The sequence below is a fragment of the Aquabacterium commune genome (assembly GCF_004362855.1).
In the GTDB taxonomy this organism is placed as follows: Bacteria; Pseudomonadota; Gammaproteobacteria; order Burkholderiales; family Burkholderiaceae_C; genus Aquabacterium; species Aquabacterium commune.
This window is the reverse complement of record NZ_SNXW01000002.1, coordinates 284,417-305,857: the sequence shown is the minus strand read 5'-3', so window position 1 is coordinate 305,857 and position 21,441 is coordinate 284,417. Positions and strand designations below refer to the sequence as shown.

Genomic DNA, 21,441 nt, shown 5'->3' with positions numbered 1-21,441 from the left:
TCTAGCCAGCGCCATTTGCAGCGGGAACCGTCGTGATGTGAAGCCCTTTGACAGCGGCGACGGGGCTCACAACTGGCCGGTGAAGGCCTGGTGCAGGAGGGATTGCTGGAGTTCGGTGAGGGCGGTGAGTTTGCGTTGGTAGATGGACGCTAACCGGGCAACCTCAGCAGCCAAGGCATCCAGCCCCTTTGCTTGATATCGCTGCTCTTCGATGGACAGCTTTGGCATTTGCATGTTCCTCAGCACATTGAGTGACACGGTTCTCTGCGCTGTTCCGGTCGCGCCAGCATCAGCCTGAGCAAACGCCATGGGCGACAGCAGGGCATAGCTCAACCACTTGCCATCCACATCAGGCTTTGGGCGGACCAAGCCAATGTGCCGCTGGAAGCAGAACGCGCGATCTTCCTCAATCAGCACCGGGATGCCGAACGACCCGGTCACTGTGTACAGAACATCACCCGGCTGCGGACGCCTATGTGTTTTGAGTTCGTCGAAGTACGCTTGCGACACCAAAAAGGTCTCGGAAAAATCGATCTGTCTGGACTCTTTGTTGATGTTCGATATGGTGATGAATGGCACGCCAGCGCTGGCCTTCGGTGGAGGCGCGTGGTCACCGTCAGATATGGAGATTGCGAGATCAGCCAAACGAACCATGTCGCCATCAGGTCTGAAAAGCTGAGCCAATCGAGTCGTGATCAGTGACTTGGCATTGCGCAGGTTCTGCTCGGCATGGGCCTTGGCGGTGGCGATGCCTTCGAAGGCTTCGTCGAGGATGGTGACGATGCGGTGTTGCTCGCCCAGCGAAGCTGGCAACTGAATGAGGATGGCTTGAAGCTGAGCTTTTGTCAGTGCCTGTCGCGTTGATCCCGCCCCCTCTCCAACATCGATCAGGTTGGCTTTGGTGTCCGGAGCAATTAGTTGATATTGAAGAAACTGCGGAAGAACAACGTCTTTGCGGGCACGAAGGATCGATACATGCTGATTCACACGGGCTGGCAATGCCTCATCAGGAACTACGCAGCACCGAGCGATCGATGCGCCCGTGATGTTCAACAAAACATCGCCGCGTTCAACCGACACGTTGTTCAGCCGATCTGCCTGGCCCTGATCGAGAAATGCGAGGTCGCGCCACCTGAACTCACCGTCATGGACATTCAAACTTCGGATCAGCGCAATGCCTTGATCCTTGTAAGCCTGCTCTCCACCAAGCGGAGTGGCACCACTTCCAATCTTTGACGTGATGTCGGCAAGTCGGGCAGAAGTCCAGTTGTTCATTTGGTCACCAACCTCCTGATCGCCGCCAACACCCCCGCCGCACTCTCCGCATCCAACGCCTCAATCTCATCCAAGATCTCAGCTGGCGTCCGCAACCTCACCACCTCGCCGCCATCCGGGTTCTTCACCGACAAATCCCAGGTGCTGGCGTCCAGCGCCGCCACGTCCACAGACCAACTCTGCGCCGACGCCTCAAACCCCCGCTGCCGCGCCACAAAGTCCTTCAGGTCGTCGTCGTTCAAAGGGTTGGTCTTGCCCAGGCTGCGCCCCGGGTTCAGCTGGTAGAACCACACCTGCCGCGTGGGCGCGCCCTTCTCAAAAAACAGCACCACCGTTTTCACGCCCGCGCCCTGAAACGTGCCGCTCGGGCAGTCCAGCACCGTGTGCAGGTTGCAGCTTTCCAGCAGCAGCTTGCGCAGGCTCACGCTGGCGTTGTCGGTGTTGCTCAGAAACGTGTTCTTGATGACGATGGCCGCCCGCCCGCCGGCCTTGAGGCTCTTGACGAAGTGCTGCATGAACAAGAAGGCGGTTTCGCCCGTCTTGATGGGGAAGTTCTGCTGCACCTCTTTGCGCTCTTTGCCGCCAAAGGGCGGGTTCGCCAAGATCACATCGAAGCGGTCCTTGTCCTGGATGTCGTTGATGTTCTCGCCCAGGGTGTTGGTGTGGACGATGTTGGGCGCCTCGATGCCGTGCAGGATCATGTTCATGATCCCGATCACGTAGGCCAGGCTCTTCTTCTCCTTGCCGTAGAAGGTGCGCGTTTGCAGCGTGGCCAGGTCGTCGGTGCTGGTGGCCCGTTGGCGCAGGTAATCGAAGGCCTCGCAAAGAAAGCCGGCCGAGCCGCAGGCCCCGTCGTAGATGCGTTCGCCAATGCGGGGTTGCAGCACCTCGATCATGGCGCGAATCAGCGGGCGGGGCGTGTAGTACTCGCCGCCGTTGCGCCCGGCGTTGCCCATGTTCTTGATCTTGGCTTCGTACAGGTGCGAGAGCTCGTGTTTCTCGGTCTGTGACCTGAACTGCAGTTCATCGACCCGGTCGATCACATCGCGCAGGTTGTAGCCGCTCTGCACCTTGTTCTTGATCTCGCTGAAGACCTCGCCGATCTTGTACTCGATGGTGTTGGGGCCGCTGGCGCGCCGCTTGAACTCGGCCAGGTAGGGGAAGAGCTTGGTGTTGACGAAGTCGCGCAGGTCGTCGCCGGTCATGGCGGCGTGGTGGTCGGGCTTGCCTTCCGGTGTTTTGGGCGCTGCCCAGTTGCCCCAGCGGAACACCTCGTGCAGCAGGGGCTCGTGGGTTCGGCCTTCCAGCAGGGCTTCGTTGGCCTTGTCCTGCTCCAGCGCTTCCAGGTACTTCAGGAACAGCAGCCAGGAGGATTGCTCGGTGTAGTCCAGCTCGCTGGTGCAGCCTGCGTCCTTGTGCAGGATGTCGTCGATGTTCTTGAAAGTCTGCTCAAACACGTGCTGCGCCTGTCGTTCTTCGGAGTGTCGTTGTCGGGGCCAGTGGCCCGGAAAGTGGGCGATTTTCGCTGATCACAAGCGTGTCACGCCCAGTGTTTTGGGCCACTTGGCGCATCGCTGAGACCCCAAGCGCCACCCGCCACCCTCGCTGACCCATCTCCTGCCGCAAAAAGCGGCAGCGTTGTCGCGAAAAGCGAGGGCCGTGTCGCGAAAAGCGAGTCCACTGCCGCTTGAGGCGCCACCATCGCCCCTTTTTGGGGCACGGATGGCACGGCGTGACCCAAGCGTTGTCGTGAAAAGCGACAACGCTGTCGCAAAAAGCGAGTCCGCTGCCGTTCAAAGCGGCATGGCTGTCGCAAAAAGCGCGGACGCCGCCGTTGAAAGTGCCGACGCTGCCGCTCCAAGCGCCAACGCTGCCACTTTCAGCGCCACCCAAGCCCCAGCGCCCCGTTGGCAGGCCCCTCAGCCCCGCACCGGCCGCGAAGCCAGCCACGCCCCCAGCGACACCAGCGCCAGCCCCGCCACCAGCCAGGGCGTCAGCGGCTCGTCCAGCAGGGGCACCGCCCCCAGCCCGGCCAGCACCGGCACCAGCGCGACCAGCGCGCCCATGCGTTCGGCCCCCAGGATGGCCACCGCCTTGAGGAACAGGATCATGGCCACGATGGTCGGCCCGATGCCCTGGTACAGCGCCTGCAGCACCAGCATCGACCAAGGCACCTGGTCCAGGCCTTTGGGCAGCCACAGCCAGTAAACGGGCATGAACAGCAGCGTCGAGGCCAGCGCCACGAAGCGCGTCAGCAGCCAGGCGTCATAGACCCACTTTTTCACCAGCACGCTGTACGTGGCCCAGGCGATGCCCGCACTCAGCAGCATCAGGTCGCCCGGCAGGGTGGAGGGGCCCGTGTGATGGCCCGTGACCACCGGGTAGGCCACGCAGGCCACGCCCAGGGCAATCGGCATCAGCGACAGCACGCGCTGACGCGGCGGGCGCGTGCCCAGCAGCAGCCAGGCCAGGCCCGTCACCAGGAAGGGCTGCATGCCCGGCATGAGGATGCCGCCGTGTGCCGCGGGCGCGAGCTTGAAGCCCGCGTAGGCCAGGATCAGGAAGACCACGCCGCCGATGATGGAGAGCGTCCACAGCCGCGCGTCGCGCCAGGTGCCGGGCGGCAGCTTCAGCGAAAACGGCAGCAGGATGATCGCCGCCGTGCCCAGGCGCAGCGCCACGATGTCCCAGCCGGTCAGGGCGCTCTTGCCGCCCAGCCGCGCGATCAGGATGAAGCCCGCCCAGATGGCCACCGTGCCCAGCGCGGCGGCGTAACCGATGGCGACGTTGCGGGGCTGGGCTGCCTGGGTCATGCGGGCCGATCAGTGCCGATCAGCGCGCCGCGTGGGCCGGGCTCTGGCTGCCATGCCCCACCGCCACCGCCGTCATGTTGACGATGCGGCGCACCGTGGCCGAGGGCGTCAGGATGTGCACCGGCGCTGCCGCACCCAGCAGGATGGGGCCCACCGTCACGCCATTGCCACCCGTCATTTTCAGCACGTTGAAGAGGATGTTGGCCGCGTCCAGGTTCGGGCAGATCAGCACATTGGCCGTGCCCTGCAGCGTGCTGCCGGGCAGCAGCTTGTGGCGCACCGACTCGCTCAAGGCGGCGTCGCCCTGCATCTCGCCATCGGCGGGGATGTGCGGCATGCGGGCCACGAACAGGTCGCGCGCCTGGCGCATCTTCTTGGCCGAGGGGCGGTTGCTGGAGCCGAACATCGAGTGCGACAGGAAGGCCACGCGCGGCGGCAGGCCGAAGCGCTGCACCTCCTCCACCGCCATCACGGCGATGTCGGCGAGCTGCTCGGCGGTCGGGTCTTCGTTGACGAAGGTGTCGGCGATGAACAGGTTGTGCTGCTCCAGGATCAGCGCGTTCAGCGCCGCCAGGCCGTGGGCCTCGGGGCGGGTGCCGATGACGTCGCGCACGTGCTCCAGGTGGAAGTCGTAGCGGCCGATGACGCCGCAGATCATGCCGTCGGCATCGCCCATCTTCACCAGCATCGTGGCGATGAGGGAGTTCGAGCGGCGCAGCACCACCTTGGCCAGCTCGGGGCTGATGCCGTCGCGGGCGCGCAGCTGGTGGTAGGCCTCGACGTAGGCGTGGAAGCGCGGGTCGCTGCCAGGGTTGACGATTTCGCAGTTCACGCCCGGCTGCAGGCGCAGGCCGGCGCGCTCGATGCGCGTGGCGATGACGTCGGGGCGGCCCACCAGGATGGGGAAGGCGAGGTCTTCGTCGATGGCGACCTGGGCGGCGCGCAGCACGCGGTCGTCTTCACCCTCGGCGTAGGCAATGCGCTTGGCCGGCTGGTTGGCCAGCTTGGCCGCCTTGGCGCCCAGGAACAGCGGGCGCATGAACAGGCCCGTGTTGGTGACGAACTGCGAGAGCGAGTCGCGGTAGGCCTTCAGGTCGGTGATGGGGCGGGTGGCCACGCCGGAGGCGGCAGCGGCTTCGGCCACGGCCGGGGCGATGCGCAAAATCAAGCGCGAATCGAAGGGCGTGGGGATCAGGTAGTCCGGGCCGAAGCGCAGCTCGCGGCCCGGGTAGGCGGCGGCCACCTCGTCGGAGATCTCGGCCTTGGCCAGGTCGGCGATCTGGCGCACGCAGGCCAGCTTCATGGCCTCGGTGATCTTGGTGGCGCCGCAATCGAGCGCGCCACGGAAGATGTAGGGGAAGCACAGGACGTTGTTGACCTGGTTGGGGTAGTCCGAGCGGCCCGTGGCGATGATGCAATCGGGCCGAGCGGCCTTGGCGATCTCGGGGCGGATTTCCGGCTCGGGGTTGGCCAGCGCCAGGATCAGCGGGCTGGCGGCCATGGTCTTGACCATCTCGGCCGTGACCACGCCTGCCGTCGAGCAGCCCATGAACACGTCGGCGTCCTGCATGACATCGGCCAGGGTGCGGGCCGAGGTGACCTGGCAGAAGCGCTGCTTGGACTCGTCGAGCTTGCCCGCCAGCGCATCGGCGCGCTCGCTCTGGATCAGGCCCTTGGAGTCGCACACGTAGATGTTCTCGCGCTTGACGCCCAGCCCCACCATCACGTCCAGGCAGGCGATGGCCGCGGCACCGGCGCCCGACACCGCCATCTTGACGCTGCCGATGTCCTTGCCCACCAGCTCCAGGCCGTTGAGCAGCGCAGCGCTGGAGATGATGGCCGTGCCGTGCTGGTCGTCGTGGAAGACGGGGATGTTCATGCGCGCCGACAGCTGCTTCTCGATGTAGAAGCACTCGGGCGCCTTGATGTCTTCGAGGTTGATGCCGCCCAGCGTGGGCTCCAGCGCCGCGATGATCTCGATCAGCTTGTCCGGGTCGCGCTCGGCCAGTTCGATGTCGAACACGTCGATGCCGGCGAACTTCTTGAACAGGCAGCCCTTGCCTTCCATGACCGGCTTTGAGGCCAGCGGGCCGATGTCGCCCAGGCCCAGCACGGCGGTGCCGTTGGTGACCACGGCCACCAGGTTGCCGCGCGAGGTGTACTCGGCCGCCAGGGTCGGGTCTTTCTCGATGGCCAGGCAGGGGTAGGCGACGCCGGGCGAGTAGGCCAGGGCCAGGTCGCGCTGGTTGCTCAGGGGTTTGGTCGGGTTCACCGCGATCTTGCCGCGGCTGGGCAGGCGGTGGTATTCGAGGGCCGCGTCGCGCAAGGATTGTTCGGCGTCGGACAGGGTGTTCTCGGAGCTCATGGGCGGCAGTGGCTGGGGTCAGCGCGGGATGCAATGAGCCGCAGATGGTACGCGATCTGCCGTGACGCCAGCGCTGTGGCACCATGGCATGCCGCTGGGCGATGCATGCGGCCAGTGCCACGGAACAAGTCAAGTTTTCCGCGGCACGGCCGATCTTGCAAAGCCTGTTTCTACATTTGCAGTCCATGACAGGGATGTCCCACCCTCAGCGATCCTGGTCCAGCCTTTGGAAGTCCCGCGTCGCGCAATGGCTGCACGACGTGATCCCCGATGAGGCCGTTGACGGGCCTCAGGCCCGGTACTTCCGTGCGCGCCAGGTCCAGGCCCTGCTCAACCTGCTGCCCCTCATCGCGGTGGGCAATGCGGTCAACACCCTGGTGATGTGCGGCGTGCTGTGGGACCGCCTGCCCCACCTGTGGCTGACGGTCTGGGGCATCGCCGTGACCGTCGCCCTGCCCATCGCCTTCGTGTGGTGGCGCCAGCTCTACACCCATGGCCACCGCCCGGTGGCGGTGTTCGGCGCGGGCCGCCAGATCGTCGTGCAGGTTTTCGTGTTCGGTGCGATGTGGACGGTGATGCCGGCCATGGTCTTCCCGCACAGCGACCCCAGCCAGGCCCTGCTGATCGGCACCGTGGTGGTCGGCATGATCTGCAGCGGCGCCTTCATGCTCAGCCCCATGGTGCCGGCGGCCTGGACCTTCGTGCTGACCCTGGGCGCGGGCGGCGTGGTCGGGCTGCTGCGCTCGGACTACGCCACCGGCCACTCCCTCATGCTGCTGCTGCTGGTTTACAGCACCGTCATGTTCGGCGTCGTGTTCGCCAATGGCCGCACCTTCATGAGCCGACTGCGCGCCGACTCCGAAACCGACCGCCAGAAGCAGCTCATCGACCTGCTGCTGCGTGACTTCGAAGAGCACGCCTCCGACTGGCTCTGGGAAATTTCCCCCTCGGGCCACCTGCGCCACGTGTCGGCGCGCCTGGCCGAGTCCTTCGGCCTGCCGCAACGCCAGCTGCTGCAACAGCCCTTCCTGGAGCTGCTGGGCCACATGTCGCCGCCCGACGATGCCGCGGCCGCCCAGGCCCTGGGCCGCATGACCAGCTGCATCCGCATGGGCCAGCCTTTCCGCGATCTGGAAATGCCCGTCACGGTGGGGCACGAGCTGCGCTGGTGGTCGATGTCGGCCAAGCCGCTGCACGACGACCGCGGCCGCGCTGCCGGCTGGCGCGGCGTGGGCTCGGACATCACCCAGAACCGCCAGGCCCGCGAAGAGCTGGCCCGCCTGGCCAACCAGGACGCGCTGACCGGCCTGGCCAACCGCCACCGCTTCAGCACCGAGCTGGGCCGCCTGGGCGAGAGCCACGGCCAGCGCCAGGACCCGCGGCCCTGTGCGCTGCTCTTCATCGACCTGGACAACTTCAAGAACATCAACGACACCTTCGGCCATGGCGTGGGCGACCAGCTGCTGCGCCGCGTGGGTGTGCGCCTGGCCACCTGCGTGGCCGATGGCGACCTGCTGGCCCGCCTGGGCGGCGACGAGTTCGCCCTGCTGACCTGGCGCCATGCCGAAGCGCACGAGGCCGCGGCCCTGGCCGAGCGCCTGCTGCTGCTGTTGTCCGAGCCCTACCAGTGTGACGAGGTGCGGCTGGAGTCGCGCACCAGCATCGGCGTGGCCCTGGCACCGCGCGATGGCCGCGATCCGCAGTCCCTGCTGCAATGCGCCGACCTGGCCCTCTACGCGGCGAAGGCGGCTGGCCGCAACACCTACCGGTTTTTCGAAGTGGCCATGGCCGAGACGGCGCGCTCGCGCGTCAGGCTGCAACAGGAGCTGGGCCACGCCCTGGCCGCCGAGCAGTTCACGCTGCACTTCCAGCCGCAGATGAAGCTGGACACCGGCGAGGTCATCGGTTTCGAGGCCCTGGTGCGCTGGCAGCATTCCGAGCGCGGCCTCATCGGCCCGGGCGAGTTCATCCCCGTGGCCGAAGAAACCGGTCAGATCGTCAGCCTGGGCAACTGGGTGCTGCGCGAGGCCTGCCGCCTGGCCACCCTGTGGCCGGAGGCGCTGCGCGTGGCCGTCAACCTCTCGGCGGTGCAGTTCCGCAGTTCGTCACTGATCGAGCTGGTCGATGAGGCCCTGGCCATGAGCGGCCTGCCGCCCGAGCGCCTGGAGTTGGAGATCACCGAGTCCGCCCTGATCGAGGACCACGACGGTGCCCAGGCCACCCTGATGGCGTTGCGCAGCCGCGGCGTGCGCGTGGCCATGGACGACTTCGGCACCGGCTATTCCTCGCTGGCCTACCTGCGCCGCTTCCCGCTGGACAAGCTCAAGATCGATGGCATGTTCGTGCGCTCGCTCGACAGCGACGAAGACGCCCAGGCCGTGGTCACGGCCATCATCAGCCTGGCGCGTGCCCTGCACCTGGACACCACCGCCGAAGGCATCGAGACGGCCGAGCAACTGGTCATGCTCAAGGCCCTGGGTTGCGACGATGTGCAGGGCTACCTGATCGCGCGGCCCATGCCCTCGGCCGAGGTGGCGCCTTACCTCACCCGCATCCGGGGGGAGGGTGCCGACGCTGTGCACGGAACCTTGGGCACCCCCGAGGGTCCACGCCAGGGTGTCACGGCGCGGTGATACATTGCCCCGCAGAACGGCGGCAGGCATGCGCCGAGCCAAGATGTTTCAGAGAACCAAGGAAGATGGACATGAACTGGATGCGTGAGTTGTTCAAGCGGGCCCTGATGGCCATGGTGGTCTTGGTGTGCGCCGCGGGTGCTGGCGCGGGCACGGGCCTGCTGACCACGGCCCAGGCGGCCGAGCAGAACGACTACATCCTGGGCCCCGGCGACGCGGTGCGCATCGCGGTCTATCAGAACCCCGACCTCTCGCTGGAGGCTCGCCTCAACGAAGGGGGCTCCATCTCCTACCCACTGTTGGGCAACATCAAGCTGGGCGGCATCTCGGTGTCTGACGCCGAGAAGAAGATCGCGTCCGGCCTGAAAGACGGCAACTTCATCAAGCAGCCGCAGGTGTCGGTGCTGCTGATCGGCGCCACGGCCAACCAGGTGTCCGTGCTGGGCCTGGTGGGCAAGCCGGGCCGCTACCCGCTGATCACGGGCAGCAACAAGCTGTCGGAGGTCATGGCGATGGCCGGTGGCATCACCCAGGGCGCGGGCTCCGACATCGTCGTGATCTCGGGCGTGCGCGAGGGCAAGCCCTTCCGCAAGGAAGTGGACTTCACCAAGGTGTTTGCCTCCAGCGGCACCGAGCCCGACTTCACGCTGCAAAACGGCGACACCCTGTTCGTGGACCGCGCGCCGCAGATCTACATGTACGGAGAGGTGCAACGCGCTGGCGCCCAGATCCTGCTGCGCGACACCACCCTGCTGCAAGCCCTGGCCAACGCCGGCGGCCTGACCCTGCGTGGCACACAGCGCGGCATCAAGGTGCACCGCCGCGACCCGGCCACGGGCGAGGTCAAGATCATCGAACCCGGCCTGAACGACAAGCTGATGCCGCAAGACATCATCTACGTCAAGGAAAGCCTGTTCTGAGCTGACGCACGTGCTCCAGAGGCCTCAGGCCTCTTTCTTCTGCCAGACCGCGGCGTAGAAACCATCGGTGGCGTGCAGGTGTGGCCACAGGCGCAGGTGGCCTGCTGGTGACGCGAGGCCCGCGGCGTTCTCCACGCCCGCGGCCTCCAGGGCCTCTGCCGCGTTGACCGGCACGAAGTCCGGGTGGGCGGCGGTGAAGGCGTCGGCGATGCCTTCGTTTTCGTCAGGGATGATCGAGCACGTCGCATAGACCAGGCGGCCACCCGGCTTCAACAGCCGCGCTGCGCTGGCCAGGATGGCCGTTTGCTTGACCTGCAGCTCGTCGATGCCCTTGGGTGACTGGCGCCACTTCAGGTCGGGGTTGCGGCGCAGCGTGCCCAGGCCGGAGCAGGGCGCGTCCACCAGCACGCGGTCGATCTTGCCGCGCAGGCGCTTGATGCGGTCGTCGTTCTCGTGGGCGATCTGGCTGGAATAGACGTTGGACAGCCCGCTGCGCGCCAGGCGCGGCTTGAGGTTCTCCAGGCGGTGCGCCGAGACGTCGAAGGCGTAGAGGCGGCCGGTGTTGCGCATCAGCGCGCCCAGCGCAAGGGTCTTGCCACCGGCGCCGGCGCAGAAGTCAACGACCATCTCGCCACGCTTGGGGTTCGTCAGCACGGCCAACAGCTGGCTGCCTTCGTCCTGCACCTCGACGTGGCCGTCGGTGTAGATCGACATCTTCTGCAGCGCGGGCTTGCCGGGGATGCGGATGCCCAGCGGCGAGTAAGGCGTGGGCTGGGCCTCGATGTGGGCTGCGGCCAGGGTTTCGAGCACCGCCTCGCGCTTGGCCTTGAGCGTGTTGACGCGCAGGTCGAGTGGCGCCGAGGCCGAGAAGGTCTCCACCAGGGCCCAGAAGCCTTCGTCGCCGAGCTGGTCGCGCAGGCGGTTGGCCAGCCAGTCGGGCAGGTTGTGGCGCAGCTTGTCGGGCAGGGTGCTGCGGTCGATGGCGGTGGTGCGCTCCAGCCAGGCGAGTTCGTCGGCCGTGGCGCCGTTTTTCAGGACGTGGGGCAGACCCTGCCAGGCCAGCAGCGCCATGCGGCGCTCCAGCGGACCGTGGCCCGATTGCGCCATGTTGGCCCAGAGCAGGCGTTGGCGCAGCACGGCGTAGGCCGTTTCGGCCAGGGCGTGGCGCTCGCGTTGCCCTAAGGCCTTGTGCTGGCGGAAGAAGTAGGAGACGAGGCTGTCGGCCGGAGCGTCAAGCTTGAGGACGTCACGGATGAGCTGGGTCGTGAGGTCGAGCAGGGCGTTTGGATGCATGGGGGGGATTATCCGCTGCTTGTGCGTTGGGCGAAGCATGGGGGCGCTCCCACTCCGGCGGACGCCAGAGGTGCTGCAGGCGCAAGGACCAGGGCCCCGGGCGCAGCACGTCGCGCAGCATGTGGGCCCACTCGTGCAGGGTCAGCCACAGCAGGTTGTGGGTGTGCACGGGGCGCACCAGGCCGTAGTCCACCGCTTCGGTCTCGGGCACGAAGCTGCCGAACAGGCGGTCGAACACGATGAGCGTGCCGCCGTAGTTGCAGTCGATGTAGCGCGGGTTGCGGCCGTGGTGGGCGCGGTGGTGCGAGGGCGTGTTGAAGATGAACTCGAACCAGGCGGGCAGCTTGTCCACCCACTGCGTGTGCACGAAGAACTGGTAGCCCAGGTTGATGGACAGGGCCAGCAGCACCCAGCGCGGCTCGAAGCCGATCCACACCATGGGCAGGTAGAACAGCCAGTTGCCCGCGAAGCTGTAGAGCCAGCTCTGGCGCATGGCGGCGGTGAAGTTCATGAACTCCGAGCCGTGGTGCACGACGTGCGCGCACCAGAACCAGCGGATGCGGTGGCTGGCGCGGTGGAAGCCGTAGTAGCAGAGCTCCACGCCCAGGTAGAGCGCGGCGAAGCTCAGCGGCGTGACGCCGATGCTGCCCAGGCGGTGCACGAAAACCCAGTCCATGGCCGGCAACACCAGCGTGACCACGATGAGCACGTCCAGCAGGGTGTAGAAGCCGCCCAGGTTGAGGCTGTCGAGCGAGTCGCGCAGGTCGTAGATGGGCGGCGTGCTGCCATCGGGCGCCGGTCTTTTCGCATGGCGGAATCGCCACCATTCCACGCCCACCACCAGCATGAAGAGGGGGGCCAGCAGCACCAGCAGCCAGTCGCTCCATTCGGTGTGGGTGCGGATGGCGTCCAGCCAGGGCGAGAGTTTGTCCATGGTCACAGGCGCCGTGAGCGCTGCGTGTCAAAGTGGTGTCATCTTGCGCGGCGTGCCTTCGGATTGGCTTGACCTTCGCAGACGAATTCTTGACGTATGGCGACAAGCTGAGGCTTGGCGCATCCCGTATAGCCCGGATGGGCAGGTGCGCTTGCGCGCGGCATCATGCAGGCTCACCTCCGTGGACCTGCCATGGCCGACACCCGCATCGCCGCGTCTTTCGCTCAGTTGCTGTACGAGTACCTGGACCGCCAAGGTCTGGACGCGCGCCAATTGCTCGGGCCCCAGCCCGACCCCTCACAGCATTTCCTGCCCATGGCCGACTGGCAGGCCTGGCTCAAGCGCGTGGACGCCGTCGAGGGCCGCGTGGGCCTGGGCCTGCGCATCGCCGAGGGCATCAGCGCGCGCCACTTCGGTGTGCTGGGCTATGCCGCCCTGGCCTGCAACAACCTGGCCGACGCCCTGCAGCGCATGGAGCGCTACCACGCCTCGGTCTATGACGCCAACCCCGCACACGTCGAGGTGCTGCCCGACGGCGTGGTGGTGGAGTGGGGCGTGGAGCGCGGCCGCCCGGGCGCCCTGGTCGATGAAACCGCCATCGCCTCGCTGGTGCAACTGGCCCGCGACATGACCGGCCACTACTGGCCCATGCGAAAGGTCAGCTTCGTCAATCCGCCGCCGGCCGATGTCCAGCCCTACCGCGATTTTTTCGGCTGCGAAGTCCTCTTCAACGCCCCCACCACCCGCCTGGAGTTCGACACCGCCTGCCTGGCCCTGCCGATGCGCAAGTCCGACCCGGCACTGGCGCAGTTGCTCGACCAGCAGGCCGAGCAGGTGCTGCGCCAGGTCTCGCAGGTGCCTGCCATCGTCGATGCCTGGCGGCGCACCCTGGTGCCGCTCATCCGCGAAGGGCAGACCTCGCTGGCGGCCCTGGCCCGCGCCCACCACACCAGTCCGCGCACGCTGCAGCGGCGGCTGTCGGAGCAGGGCTTGAGCTTCCAGCAACTGCTGGACGACACGCGCCGTCACCTGGCCGAGGCCCACCTGAAAGACGCCCGCCTGGACCTGGCCGAGATCGCGCTGCTGCTGGGTTACTCCGAACAAAGCGCCTTCACCCGCGCCTTCCGTGCCTGGACGGGTTTGCCGCCTGCACAATGGCGCAAACAAAACCGCCTGAAGAAAACGTGAAGTACAGCGATGTGGCGTGATCTGCCTGCGGGCCTGCCGCCTGCGCCTGATGCGGTCGTGCGCGGCGGCGAGGCCCTCGTGGGCCGCTACCAGGGGCGTGTGCCGCGCATCGATTGGTCGGGCCTGAACGCGGCCCGCCAACACAGCGCGCTGTGGCGCTGGGCCCACCACAAGCGCTGGCAGTACGTTGGCATCGCCACCCCTGAGTTGTTCATTGGCGTGGCCGTGGTTGACCTGGGCTGGTGCATGACGGCCTTCGCTTACGTCTTCCACCGCTTCCGACAGCGCCTGATCGCCGATTGGGACCAGGACGGCCTGCCCGGTCTGTCCGGTCGCGTCAACAACGCGCCGCTGGATGGCATGGACACCGCCTTCCGCGGGCCGGGCGCGGCCATCACCTTGCAGCACCTGGCGGGCGATGTGCTGGCCTTGCGCGTGCGGGCCGCCAACCTCGTGCTGCGCGCCGACCTGGACCTGGTCTCTGCCCCGCCGGTGATGGTGGCCGTCGGACCCATCGAGGGCGGCGCCATGCACAGCACCCACAAGACCTCGGCGATGTCGGTGCGCGGCGAGTTGGACGTCGATGGCCTGCGCTGGGACCTGAGCGACGCCCACGCCTGCCTGGACAGCTCCAACGGCTTGCTGGCGCGCGAAACCGCCTGGCGCTGGGCCAGTGCCCACCGACCGGGCCTGGGCTTCAACCTGCAGCAGGGCTACTTCGGCAACATGGAGAACACGCTGTGGCTGGACGGGGAGATCATCCCGCTGGGCGCGGCCGATTTCCAGTTCGATGCCCAGCAGCCGCTGGCGCCCTGGACCCTCCGCACCGACGACGGCCTGCTGGACCTGCGCTTCGAGCCGCAGGGCGCCCGCTGTGCCGACCGCGACCTGGGCGTCGCTGCCAGCCGCTACATCCAGCCAGTGGGGATTTTCTCGGGCGAGGTGCGCCGCACCCGCCATGGTCCCAGCCGCGCCGTCGAAGGCTTGCTGGGCGTCACGGAGGATCACCGATCTGTGTGGTGAACACTGCAGCATGATCCATTCAGACCATGTGTCGGCGGTGCCATGCCACGCGTTGGGCGCAGCATGCCGGCTTGTTTTGGTGGATCGGACCATGTCGTTGCACGCACACCTGCCGGAGGCTGCCGGCGTCTCGGCCCCAGAGCCTCGCAAGCTGAGCCGCTGGAGCGTGGTGCTGGCCCTGCTCGCCATCGTGGCAGTGCTGGACGCGGCCACGGGCTACGAGGTCTCGGTGTTCCTGCTCTACACCATCCCCGTGGCGCTGAGCACGCACTACCTGGGCGTGCGGGCGGGCGTCGTGGTGTCCACGCTGGCCACGCTGGCCTGGGCCTTTGCCGACCAGTGGTCGGGCCACACGTACAGCCAGGATTGGATCCTGGCCATCAACGCCTTCAACCGCTTTTGCTGCTTCCTGTTGGCGGTGATGGCCATCCGCTTCATCGAAGAGCGCCGCGCGGCAGTCGCCCTGCGCCTGCGTGCCTTCACCGGCGAGGTGCCCCATTGCACCCAGTGCGACAAGCTGTGCGGTGAAGACGGGCATTGGCGCACGCCCGAGATGTACCTCAGCGAGCTGGGCGGCGCCGACGTGCTCCCGAAGGTGTGCCCCGATTGCGCTCGCCGCGTGTACGCCCGGGCGGCTTACCGCGACACGCCGGATGCCATCGGCGCAGCGCCCGATGGCCAGGACCCGCAACAGGCGCGCGCATGACACAGGAAGTCAGGTCTCCGATGGGTTTCAGGATTCTGCATTGCATCGCCTCGGTCAACCCCAAGGGCGGTGGTCCGATCGAGGGGCTCAAACAGCTGTCGGCGGTCAACCAGCAACAAGGCCACCAGGTCGAAGTGCTGACGCTGGACAGCCCCGATGACCCCTGGGTCAAGGACTGCCCCATCCCCTGCCATGCCGTCGGGCCGACCCTGGTGGGCAACTGGCGTTACAGCCCGCGCTGGGTGCCGTGGTTGCGCGCCCACGCCCATGGATACGACGCCGTCATCGTCAATGGCATCTGGCAGTACCACGCCTTCGGCGCCTGGCGCGCCCTGGCCGGCACCAAGACGCCGTACTTCGTCTTCACGCACGGCATGCTCGACCCCTGGTTCAAGCGCACCTACCCGCTCAAGCACTTGAAGAAGTGGCTGTTCTGGCCCTGGGCCGAGTACCGCGTGCTGCGCGATGCCGCTGCGGTGATGTTCACCTGCGAGGACGAACGGCGTCTGGCGCGCCAGTCTTTCTGGCTCTACAAGTGCGACGAGTTCGTCGTCAGCTACGGCACCAGCGCCCCGCCCGACGACGCGGTGCGCCAGCGCGAGGCCTTCCTGCAAGCCTTCCCCGACCTGCAAGGCAAGCGCCTGCTGCTGTTCCTGGGCCGCGTGCACGAGAAAAAGGGCCCGGACTTGCTGTTCAAGGCTTTTGCCAGCCTGCGCGCGCGCCAGCCCGAGTTGCTGCGCGATGTGCGCATCGTCATGGCCGGCCCGGCCGAGCACGCCTACGGTCAGGAGATGCTCAAGCTCAACCGCGAACTGGGCCTGGCAGACGTCACCACCTGGACGGGCATGATTTCGGGCGATGTGAAGTGGGGGGCTTTCCGCGCGAGCGAGGCTTTCATCCTGCCCTCGCACCAGGAAAACTTCGGCATCGCCGTGGCCGAGGCCATGGCCTGCGGCGTGCCGGTGCTCATCAGCAACCAGGTCAACATCTGGCGCGAGATCCAGCAGTCGCAAGGCGGCCTGGTCGAGCAGGACACCCACGCCGGCACCGAGCGCCTGCTGACGCGCTGGCTGGCCACGCCGCCCGAGCAGTGGGCGCAGATGCGCGTCAACGCGCGCCAGTGCTTCCAGCAGCGCTTCCTGATCGACCGCACGGCCGAATCCTTCATCGAGGCGATGGAGGTCTTTGGCATGCGCAGCCGCCCCGAGCGGATCGGCGCAGCGCCCGGGTCGGTGTCGCCGGTGCGCGGCTCACTCTGAGCGCAGGCGCGCATCGTTGGGGATGCCCTCGATGGGGCACTGCGCCGTGCCGATGGTCGGGCGCGTGATGGCTTCGACCTTGCGCTGCGTGCCCAGCGGGTCGGTGACCCAGTCGCGGTAGAAGCTGAAGGGGCATTCGGCCACGCCCTTGTCGCCTTCGCCGGAGTTGAGCACGCCGGTGTAGCCGCGGTGCAGCAGCTTGAAGAGGTGGTTCTGCGACTGGCCGGTTGCGCGCGCATCGCGGATCAGGCGTTTGCTGAGCTGCGCGTACTGGATGCCGTGGTCTTCCTCGCCGCATTCGCCCAGCGTGCGCCCGTCGAAGCCGACGATGGCCGAGTGGCCGAAGTAGCTGTAAACGCCGTCGAAGCCGGCCGCGTTGGCCACGGCCACATAAGCGTTGTTGGCCCAGGCCATGGCCTTGGCCATCATCACCTGCTGGTCCTTGGCCGGGTACATGTAGCCCTGGCAGCGCACGATGAGCTCGGCCCCCTTCATGGCGCAGTCGCGCCAGATCTCGGGGTAGTTGCCGTCGTCGCAGATGATGAGGCTGACCTTCATGCCCTTGGGGCCGTCCGAGACGTAGGTCTGGTCGCCCGGGTACCAGCCCTCGATGGGCGTCCACGGCATGATCTTGCGGTACTTCTGGACGATCTCGCCCTGGTCGTTCATCAGGATGAGCGTGTTGTAGGGCACCTTGTCCGGGTGGGCCTCGTGGCGCTCGCCGGTCAGCGAGAAGACACCCCAGACCTTGGCCTTGCGGCAGGCATCGGCGAAGACCTCGGTGACATCGCCGGGGATGGTCACGGCCGTGTCCATCATCTCCTGCTTGTCGTACATGATGCCGTGGGTGCTGTACTCCGGGAAGATGACGAGGTCCAGGCCGGGCAGGCCCAGCTTCATGCCCTGGACCATCTCGCTGATCTGGCGCGCGTTGGCCATCACCTCGGCCTGCGTGTGCAGGCGCGGCATCTTGTAGTTCACGACCGCGACACCGACGGTGTCGTCACTGCTGGAAATGTCGCCGTGCAGCATGGGGATCTCCTGTGAGGGGTGGAACGGGGGCGGGACGCAACGCCTGCCATTGTTCGAAGCGGCGCGCTGGCGCTCAATACGTTGTTTGACGCAGGTGGAAGGCTTTGCGCCGGCGCCATCACGGTGTCGCCGGGCATGGCGCACAATCCGGGTCCGCCGTGCCCCCTTGTGGTGCCAGCCGTCGCCCCTGTCCCCACCATCCCGTTTCCGTGGAGAACGCCTTGAACACTTTGACCGACCGACTCCAGCGCCTGGGCCTGGCCGGCCTGCAAGGCATGCGCCGCGGCATCGAGAAGGAAGGTTTGCGTGTGGGGCCGGACGGTGTGCTGTCGCGCACGGCCCACCCGGAGGGGCTGGGCTCGGCCCTGACCCACCCGCACATCACCACGGACTTCAGCGAGTCCCAGCTGGAGCTGGTCACGGGCGTGCACGCGGGCATCGGCGATTGCCTGGCCGAGCTGCGCGACGTCCACCGCTTCGTGTTGCAGCACCTGGGCCAGCAGCCTGGCAACGAGCGCATCTGGGCCTGTTCCATGCCCGGTGAGCTGCCCGCCGATGCCGACATCCCGGTGGGCTGGTACGGGCCTTCCAACGTGGGCCTGGCCAAGCGCGTGTACCGCAACGGCCTGGTGCACCGTTATGGCGCGCGCATGCAGACCATCTCGGGCATCCACTACAACTGGTCGCTGGCGGGTGCGAGCACCGAAGACTACTTCGCGCTGATCCGCAACTTCCGCCGCCACGGTTTCATCTTGCTGATGCTGTTCGGTGCCTCGCCGGCCGTCACGCAGGGCTTCGCGCAAGGTCTGGACCACGGCCTGCAGCCGCTGGGCGCGCGCACGCTGCACCTGCCCCACGCCACCTCGCTGCGCATGGGCCGCCTGGGTTACCAAAGCGATGCGCAGTCCCAGCTCAGCGTGAGCTACAACGACCTGGAAGGCTATGCCCGCTCCCTGCACGAGGCGCTGGTGCAGCCTTACGGGCCGTACGAGGCCATCGGCATCCAGGACGGGCAGGGCGGCTACAAGCAGCTGGGCACCACCTTGCTGCAGATCGAGAACGAGTTCTACAGCACCATCCGCCCCAAGCGCGTGACCCAGCGTGGCGAGCGCCCCCTGCACGCGCTGCGCGAGCGTGGCGTGGAGTACGTCGAGGTGCGTTGCATGGACCTGCAGCCCGAGCTGGGCGTGGGCATCGACGCGCACACCCTGCGTGTGCTCGACACCTTGCTGCTGTGGTGCATGCTCAGTGGCAGCCCGCCGGACAACCCCGAGGAGGTCCGCGAGATGGCCGACAACCAGCGCCTGGTGGTCGCCCGTGGCCGTGAGCCAGGGCTGACGCTGCAGCGCGGTGGGCGGGCCGTGGCGCTGGCCGATTGGGCCGACGAGGTGATGGCCCTGGCGCAGCCCGTGGCCGAGGCGCTGGACCGCGCCCACGGTGGCGACGCCTTTGCACGCAGTTGGGCCCAGGCCCGCGAGGCTTTGCGCCAGCCCGAGCGCCTGCCCTCGGCGCGTGTTTTGGCGGCCATGCGCGCGCAGCACCATGGCGAGCATGCGGCCTACGGCCTGAGCGCGTCCGAGCGGGTGCGGGCCGAGCTGCTGGCCGAGCCTTTGCCGGATGCGGTGCTGACCGAGATGGCCCGACAGGCGCAGGACTCCGTGATGGCCCAGCGCGACATCGAACAGGCCGACGCCCTGCCGGACGCTCTACCATTCGAGCTCTACCGACAGCATTACCTGGACCCGGCCAGCCTGCAGCCCTGAGGCGGTGCGGGGCGCCCAGCCCCCATGCCCATGACTGCCATCCTCGCCGCGATCTTTGCCACCTTCCGCACGGCCATGTGGCTGTGCCTGCTGTGGGCTGCGGGCGTGCACGCGCAAGCCTTGCCTGCCGATGCAGTCCAACCCAAGCCCGCCCTGCCCGAGGCGGTGCTGCGCCATGCCAACCGCGACATCCTGACCCTGCAGACGCCCTACCTGGGCATGCCGCCTTCGGAGCGCGTGCGCCGCGCGCAGGCCAACATCGACCTGGCCTTGGAGAGGGGCGGGCCGGGCGAGCTGAGCACCCGCGCCACGCCGCAAGGCCAGCTGGTGTTCGTGGATGGCGTCATGGCGCTCATCCTGTTCGAGGGCGATGTGGCGCCGATGTCGGGCGACACGCTGGCCGCCCTGACCGAGCGCACCCTGTCGGCCTTGCGCCAGGCCATCCGCGAAACGCAGGAGGGCCGCAGTGCGCACAGCCTGCTGGTCAGCCTGGGCCGCGTCGCCTTGGCCACGGTGCTGGCCGTGGCCTTGTTCGCCGCAGCGCGCTTTGTGCGCCTTCGCAGCCTGAGCGTCATCGTCGCCTTCCTGGACCGCCAGACGCGCAAGCTCGCCCAAGGCGAGGTGCTGCGCCGCGAGCGCCTGCACCAGTGGCTCAACGCCTTCGATGTGCTGGTGAGCTGGGGCCTGGGCCTGCTGCTGGGCTATGCCTGGCTGAGCTTTTCGATGCAGCAGTTTCCTTACACGCGCCCCTGGGGCGAGGGCCTGCACCAGTACCTGATCTCGGTGGCGCTGGGGCTGGGCAAGGGCATGTTGTCGGCCGTGCCGGGGCTGGTGGTGGCGGTGCTGATCTTGCTGATGGCGCGCGGTGCCGTGGGGGCGCTCGGCTCGTTCTTCCAGCGCGTGGAGCGCGGCCAGTTGAGCGTCGGCTGGTTGCGCCAGGACGCCGCCGGCCCGACGCGCCGCGTGGTCACCTGGTTGCTGTGGGTGTTCGCGCTGGCCATGGCCTACCCCTACCTGCCGGGCGCCGAGACCGAGGCCTTCAAGGGCATGTCGGTGCTGGTGGGCGTGATGATGTCGCTGGGCGCGTCGAACTTCGTGGGGCAGGTGGCGGGCGGGCTCATCCTGACCTACTCCAACGTGCTGCGCCGTGGCGAGTACGTGCGCATCGGCGAGCACGAGGGCACGGTGGTGGACATCGGCGCCTTCAACACGCGCATCCGCACGGGCCTGGGCGAAGAGGTCATCTTGCCGAACGCGAGCATCGTGGGCAACGCCACCAAGAACTACTCGCGCGCCGTGCACGGGCCGGGCTATGTGGTGGACACCGTCGTGACGATCGGCTACGACACGCCGTGGCGCCAGGTCGAGGCCATGCTGGTCGAAGCGGCCACGCGCACCCCGGGCGTGCTGGCCACGCCGGCGCCGCGCGTTTTCCAGACGGCGCTGTCGGACTTCTACCCCGAGTACCGCCTGGTTTGCCAGGCCATCCCCGAGCAACCGCGTCCGCGTGCGGAGGTGCTCAGCGCCTTGCACGCCCACATCCAGGATGTCTTCAACGAACATGGCGTGCAGATCATGTCGCCGCATTACGTGCTCGACCCGGCCGAGGCCAAGATGGTGCCGCCGGCGCGCTGGTACGCGGCGCCCGCCCGTCCGCCAGCAGATGCCAAGTGAGGGATGGCGCCAGCGCGTCACATGCCCTACAAACGAAGCTGGTACAACGGGGTCCATCTCAAGGAGCACGACATGAGCCTGTTCGATTCCCTGGTCGGCCAAGTGGCCGGCGCACTGACTGCTGGTGGCGGCGATGGCGACGTTGCTGGTGGCCCAGCCGGTGGCCTGATGGGCGTGGTCACACAGTTGCTGACCGACCCGCAGCACGGCGGCTTGCAAGGCCTCGTCCAGACCTTCCAGCAGCAGGGCCTGGGCCAGGTCGTGGCCTCCTGGGTGGGCACGGGCCAGAACCTGCCGATTTCCGCCGAGCAGCTGTCGGCCGTCCTGGGCAGCGAGAAGCTGCAGGGCCTGGCCCAGCAAGTGGGCCTGAACCCACAAGAGCTGAGCGGGCAGCTGGCCCAGTGGCTGCCGCAGGCGGTGGACCAACTCACGCCACAGGGCCAGGTGCCTGAAGCTGGCGCGCTGCAGCCCGATGCCTTGCAAGGCGCACTGGGTGGCTTGTTGGGGAAGTTCCTCGGGCAAGGTTGAGTTCGCAGGCCTGCGGGCCGCGCTAACATGGGTTT

The 21,441-nt window shown here is 67.3% G+C and carries 16 protein-coding genes; 9 read left to right on the top strand and 7 right to left on the bottom strand.

The annotated features are described in order from the left end of the window. Positions 1-66: 66 nt before the first annotated feature. From EV672_RS05195 to EV672_RS05180, 4 genes are all read right to left on the bottom strand, one after another. The gene (locus EV672_RS05195) at positions 67-1,275 is read right to left on the bottom strand and encodes a restriction endonuclease subunit S (protein WP_133606947.1); all 1,209 of its coding nucleotides are present in this window, start codon (positions 1,273-1,275) and stop codon (positions 67-69) included. Then, entirely contained in the window at positions 1,272-2,732 is a 1,461-nt protein-coding gene (locus EV672_RS05190) for a class I SAM-dependent DNA methyltransferase (protein ID WP_133606945.1), read from the bottom strand. Before EV672_RS05190 ends, EV672_RS05195 begins: the two co-directional genes overlap by 4 nt. A gap of 462 nt (positions 2,733-3,194) precedes the next feature. Then, positions 3,195-4,088, bottom strand: a complete 894-nt coding sequence (locus tag EV672_RS05185) for a DMT family transporter (RefSeq protein ID WP_133606943.1) — start codon at positions 4,086-4,088, stop codon at positions 3,195-3,197. Positions 4,089-4,107: 19 nt separating this feature from the next. Further along, the gene (locus EV672_RS05180; RefSeq protein ID WP_133606941.1) at positions 4,108-6,453 is read right to left on the bottom strand and encodes an NADP-dependent malic enzyme; all 2,346 of its coding nucleotides are present in this window, start codon (positions 6,451-6,453) and stop codon (positions 4,108-4,110) included. A 194-nt stretch (positions 6,454-6,647) separates the two neighbouring features. On the opposite strand from EV672_RS05180, the gene EV672_RS05175 reads away from it, so the two are divergent. Both EV672_RS05175 and epsE read left to right on the top strand, forming a co-directional pair. Beyond that, complete coding sequence (locus EV672_RS05175) at positions 6,648-9,086, top strand: putative bifunctional diguanylate cyclase/phosphodiesterase (protein WP_166643458.1); 2,439 nt, start codon at positions 6,648-6,650, stop codon at positions 9,084-9,086. Between the two features lie 71 nt (positions 9,087-9,157). After that, positions 9,158-10,006 carry a polysaccharide export protein EpsE gene (gene epsE / locus EV672_RS05170; protein ID WP_243738531.1) on the top strand — a complete coding sequence of 283 codons (849 nt, stop codon included), beginning with the start codon at positions 9,158-9,160 and terminating at the stop codon, positions 10,004-10,006. Between the two features lie 24 nt (positions 10,007-10,030). Here the strand turns inward: epsE and EV672_RS05165 are convergent, their stop codons facing one another. Next, complete coding sequence (locus tag EV672_RS05165; protein WP_133606937.1) at positions 10,031-11,299, bottom strand: RsmB/NOP family class I SAM-dependent RNA methyltransferase; 1,269 nt, start codon at positions 11,297-11,299, stop codon at positions 10,031-10,033. After that, entirely contained in the window at positions 11,253-12,233 is a 981-nt protein-coding gene (locus tag EV672_RS05160; protein ID WP_133606935.1) for a sterol desaturase family protein, read from the bottom strand. Before EV672_RS05160 ends, EV672_RS05165 begins: the two co-directional genes overlap by 47 nt. A 192-nt stretch (positions 12,234-12,425) precedes the next feature. On the opposite strand from EV672_RS05160, the gene EV672_RS05155 reads away from it, so the two are divergent. From EV672_RS05155 to EV672_RS05140, 4 genes are all read left to right on the top strand, one after another. Then, positions 12,426-13,421 carry an AraC family transcriptional regulator gene (locus EV672_RS05155; protein WP_166643457.1) on the top strand — a complete coding sequence of 332 codons (996 nt, stop codon included), beginning with the start codon at positions 12,426-12,428 and terminating at the stop codon, positions 13,419-13,421. A 9-nt stretch (positions 13,422-13,430) separates the two neighbouring features. Continuing rightward, positions 13,431-14,444 (top strand): DUF2804 domain-containing protein, encoded by a 1,014-nt coding sequence (locus EV672_RS05150; protein ID WP_133606931.1) that lies wholly within the window; start codon positions 13,431-13,433, stop codon positions 14,442-14,444. A 91-nt stretch (positions 14,445-14,535) separates the two neighbouring features. Beyond that, the gene (locus EV672_RS05145) at positions 14,536-15,150 is read left to right on the top strand and encodes a hypothetical protein (RefSeq protein WP_133606930.1); all 615 of its coding nucleotides are present in this window, start codon (positions 14,536-14,538) and stop codon (positions 15,148-15,150) included. A gap of 20 nt (positions 15,151-15,170) precedes the next feature. Then, positions 15,171-16,409 carry a glycosyltransferase gene (locus EV672_RS05140; protein ID WP_133606928.1) on the top strand — a complete coding sequence of 413 codons (1,239 nt, stop codon included), beginning with the start codon at positions 15,171-15,173 and terminating at the stop codon, positions 16,407-16,409. Here EV672_RS05140 and EV672_RS05135 read toward each other — a convergent pair. Further along, positions 16,401-17,441: an aliphatic amidase gene (locus EV672_RS05135; protein WP_133606926.1), complete on the bottom strand. Its 1,041-nt coding sequence runs from the start codon at positions 17,439-17,441 to the stop codon at positions 16,401-16,403. The genes EV672_RS05140 and EV672_RS05135 overlap by 9 nt on opposite strands. Before the next feature lie 221 nt (positions 17,442-17,662). On the opposite strand from EV672_RS05135, the gene gshA reads away from it, so the two are divergent. From gshA to EV672_RS05120, 3 genes are all read left to right on the top strand, one after another. Then, positions 17,663-19,204, top strand: a complete 1,542-nt coding sequence (gene gshA, locus EV672_RS05130) for a glutamate--cysteine ligase (protein ID WP_341770448.1) — start codon at positions 17,663-17,665, stop codon at positions 19,202-19,204. Positions 19,205-19,234: 30 nt separating this feature from the next. Further along, complete coding sequence (locus EV672_RS05125) at positions 19,235-20,878, top strand: mechanosensitive ion channel family protein (protein WP_133606925.1); 1,644 nt, start codon at positions 19,235-19,237, stop codon at positions 20,876-20,878. Positions 20,879-20,950: 72 nt separating this feature from the next. Next, positions 20,951-21,406 (top strand): YidB family protein, encoded by a 456-nt coding sequence (locus EV672_RS05120; RefSeq protein WP_133606923.1) that lies wholly within the window; start codon positions 20,951-20,953, stop codon positions 21,404-21,406. Positions 21,407-21,441: the final 35 nt, after the last annotated feature.

What these genes read in the sequence shown, in the direction of transcription:
- EV672_RS05195 (WP_133606947.1), bottom strand. Translation starts at nt 1,275, where the DNA reads ATGAACAACTGGACTTCTGCCCGACTTGCCGACATCACGTCAAAGATT.
- EV672_RS05185 (WP_133606943.1), bottom strand. Translation starts at nt 4,088, where the DNA reads ATGACCCAGGCAGCCCAGCCCCGCAACGTCGCCATCGGTTACGCCGCC.
- EV672_RS05180 (WP_133606941.1), bottom strand. Translation starts at nt 6,453, where the DNA reads ATGAGCTCCGAGAACACCCTGTCCGACGCCGAACAATCCTTGCGCGAC.
- EV672_RS05175 (WP_166643458.1), top strand. Translation starts at nt 6,648, where the DNA reads ATGTCCCACCCTCAGCGATCCTGGTCCAGCCTTTGGAAGTCCCGCGTC.
- epsE (WP_243738531.1), top strand. Translation starts at nt 9,158, where the DNA reads ATGAACTGGATGCGTGAGTTGTTCAAGCGGGCCCTGATGGCCATGGTG.
- EV672_RS05165 (WP_133606937.1), bottom strand. Translation starts at nt 11,299, where the DNA reads ATGCATCCAAACGCCCTGCTCGACCTCACGACCCAGCTCATCCGTGAC.
- EV672_RS05160 (WP_133606935.1), bottom strand. Translation starts at nt 12,233, where the DNA reads ATGGACAAACTCTCGCCCTGGCTGGACGCCATCCGCACCCACACCGAA.
- EV672_RS05155 (WP_166643457.1), top strand. Translation starts at nt 12,426, where the DNA reads ATGGCCGACACCCGCATCGCCGCGTCTTTCGCTCAGTTGCTGTACGAG.
- EV672_RS05150 (WP_133606931.1), top strand. Translation starts at nt 13,431, where the DNA reads ATGTGGCGTGATCTGCCTGCGGGCCTGCCGCCTGCGCCTGATGCGGTC.
- EV672_RS05145 (WP_133606930.1), top strand. Translation starts at nt 14,536, where the DNA reads ATGTCGTTGCACGCACACCTGCCGGAGGCTGCCGGCGTCTCGGCCCCA.
- EV672_RS05140 (WP_133606928.1), top strand. Translation starts at nt 15,171, where the DNA reads ATGGGTTTCAGGATTCTGCATTGCATCGCCTCGGTCAACCCCAAGGGC.
- EV672_RS05135 (WP_133606926.1), bottom strand. Translation starts at nt 17,441, where the DNA reads ATGCTGCACGGCGACATTTCCAGCAGTGACGACACCGTCGGTGTCGCG.
- EV672_RS05125 (WP_133606925.1), top strand. Translation starts at nt 19,235, where the DNA reads ATGACTGCCATCCTCGCCGCGATCTTTGCCACCTTCCGCACGGCCATG.
- EV672_RS05120 (WP_133606923.1), top strand. Translation starts at nt 20,951, where the DNA reads ATGAGCCTGTTCGATTCCCTGGTCGGCCAAGTGGCCGGCGCACTGACT.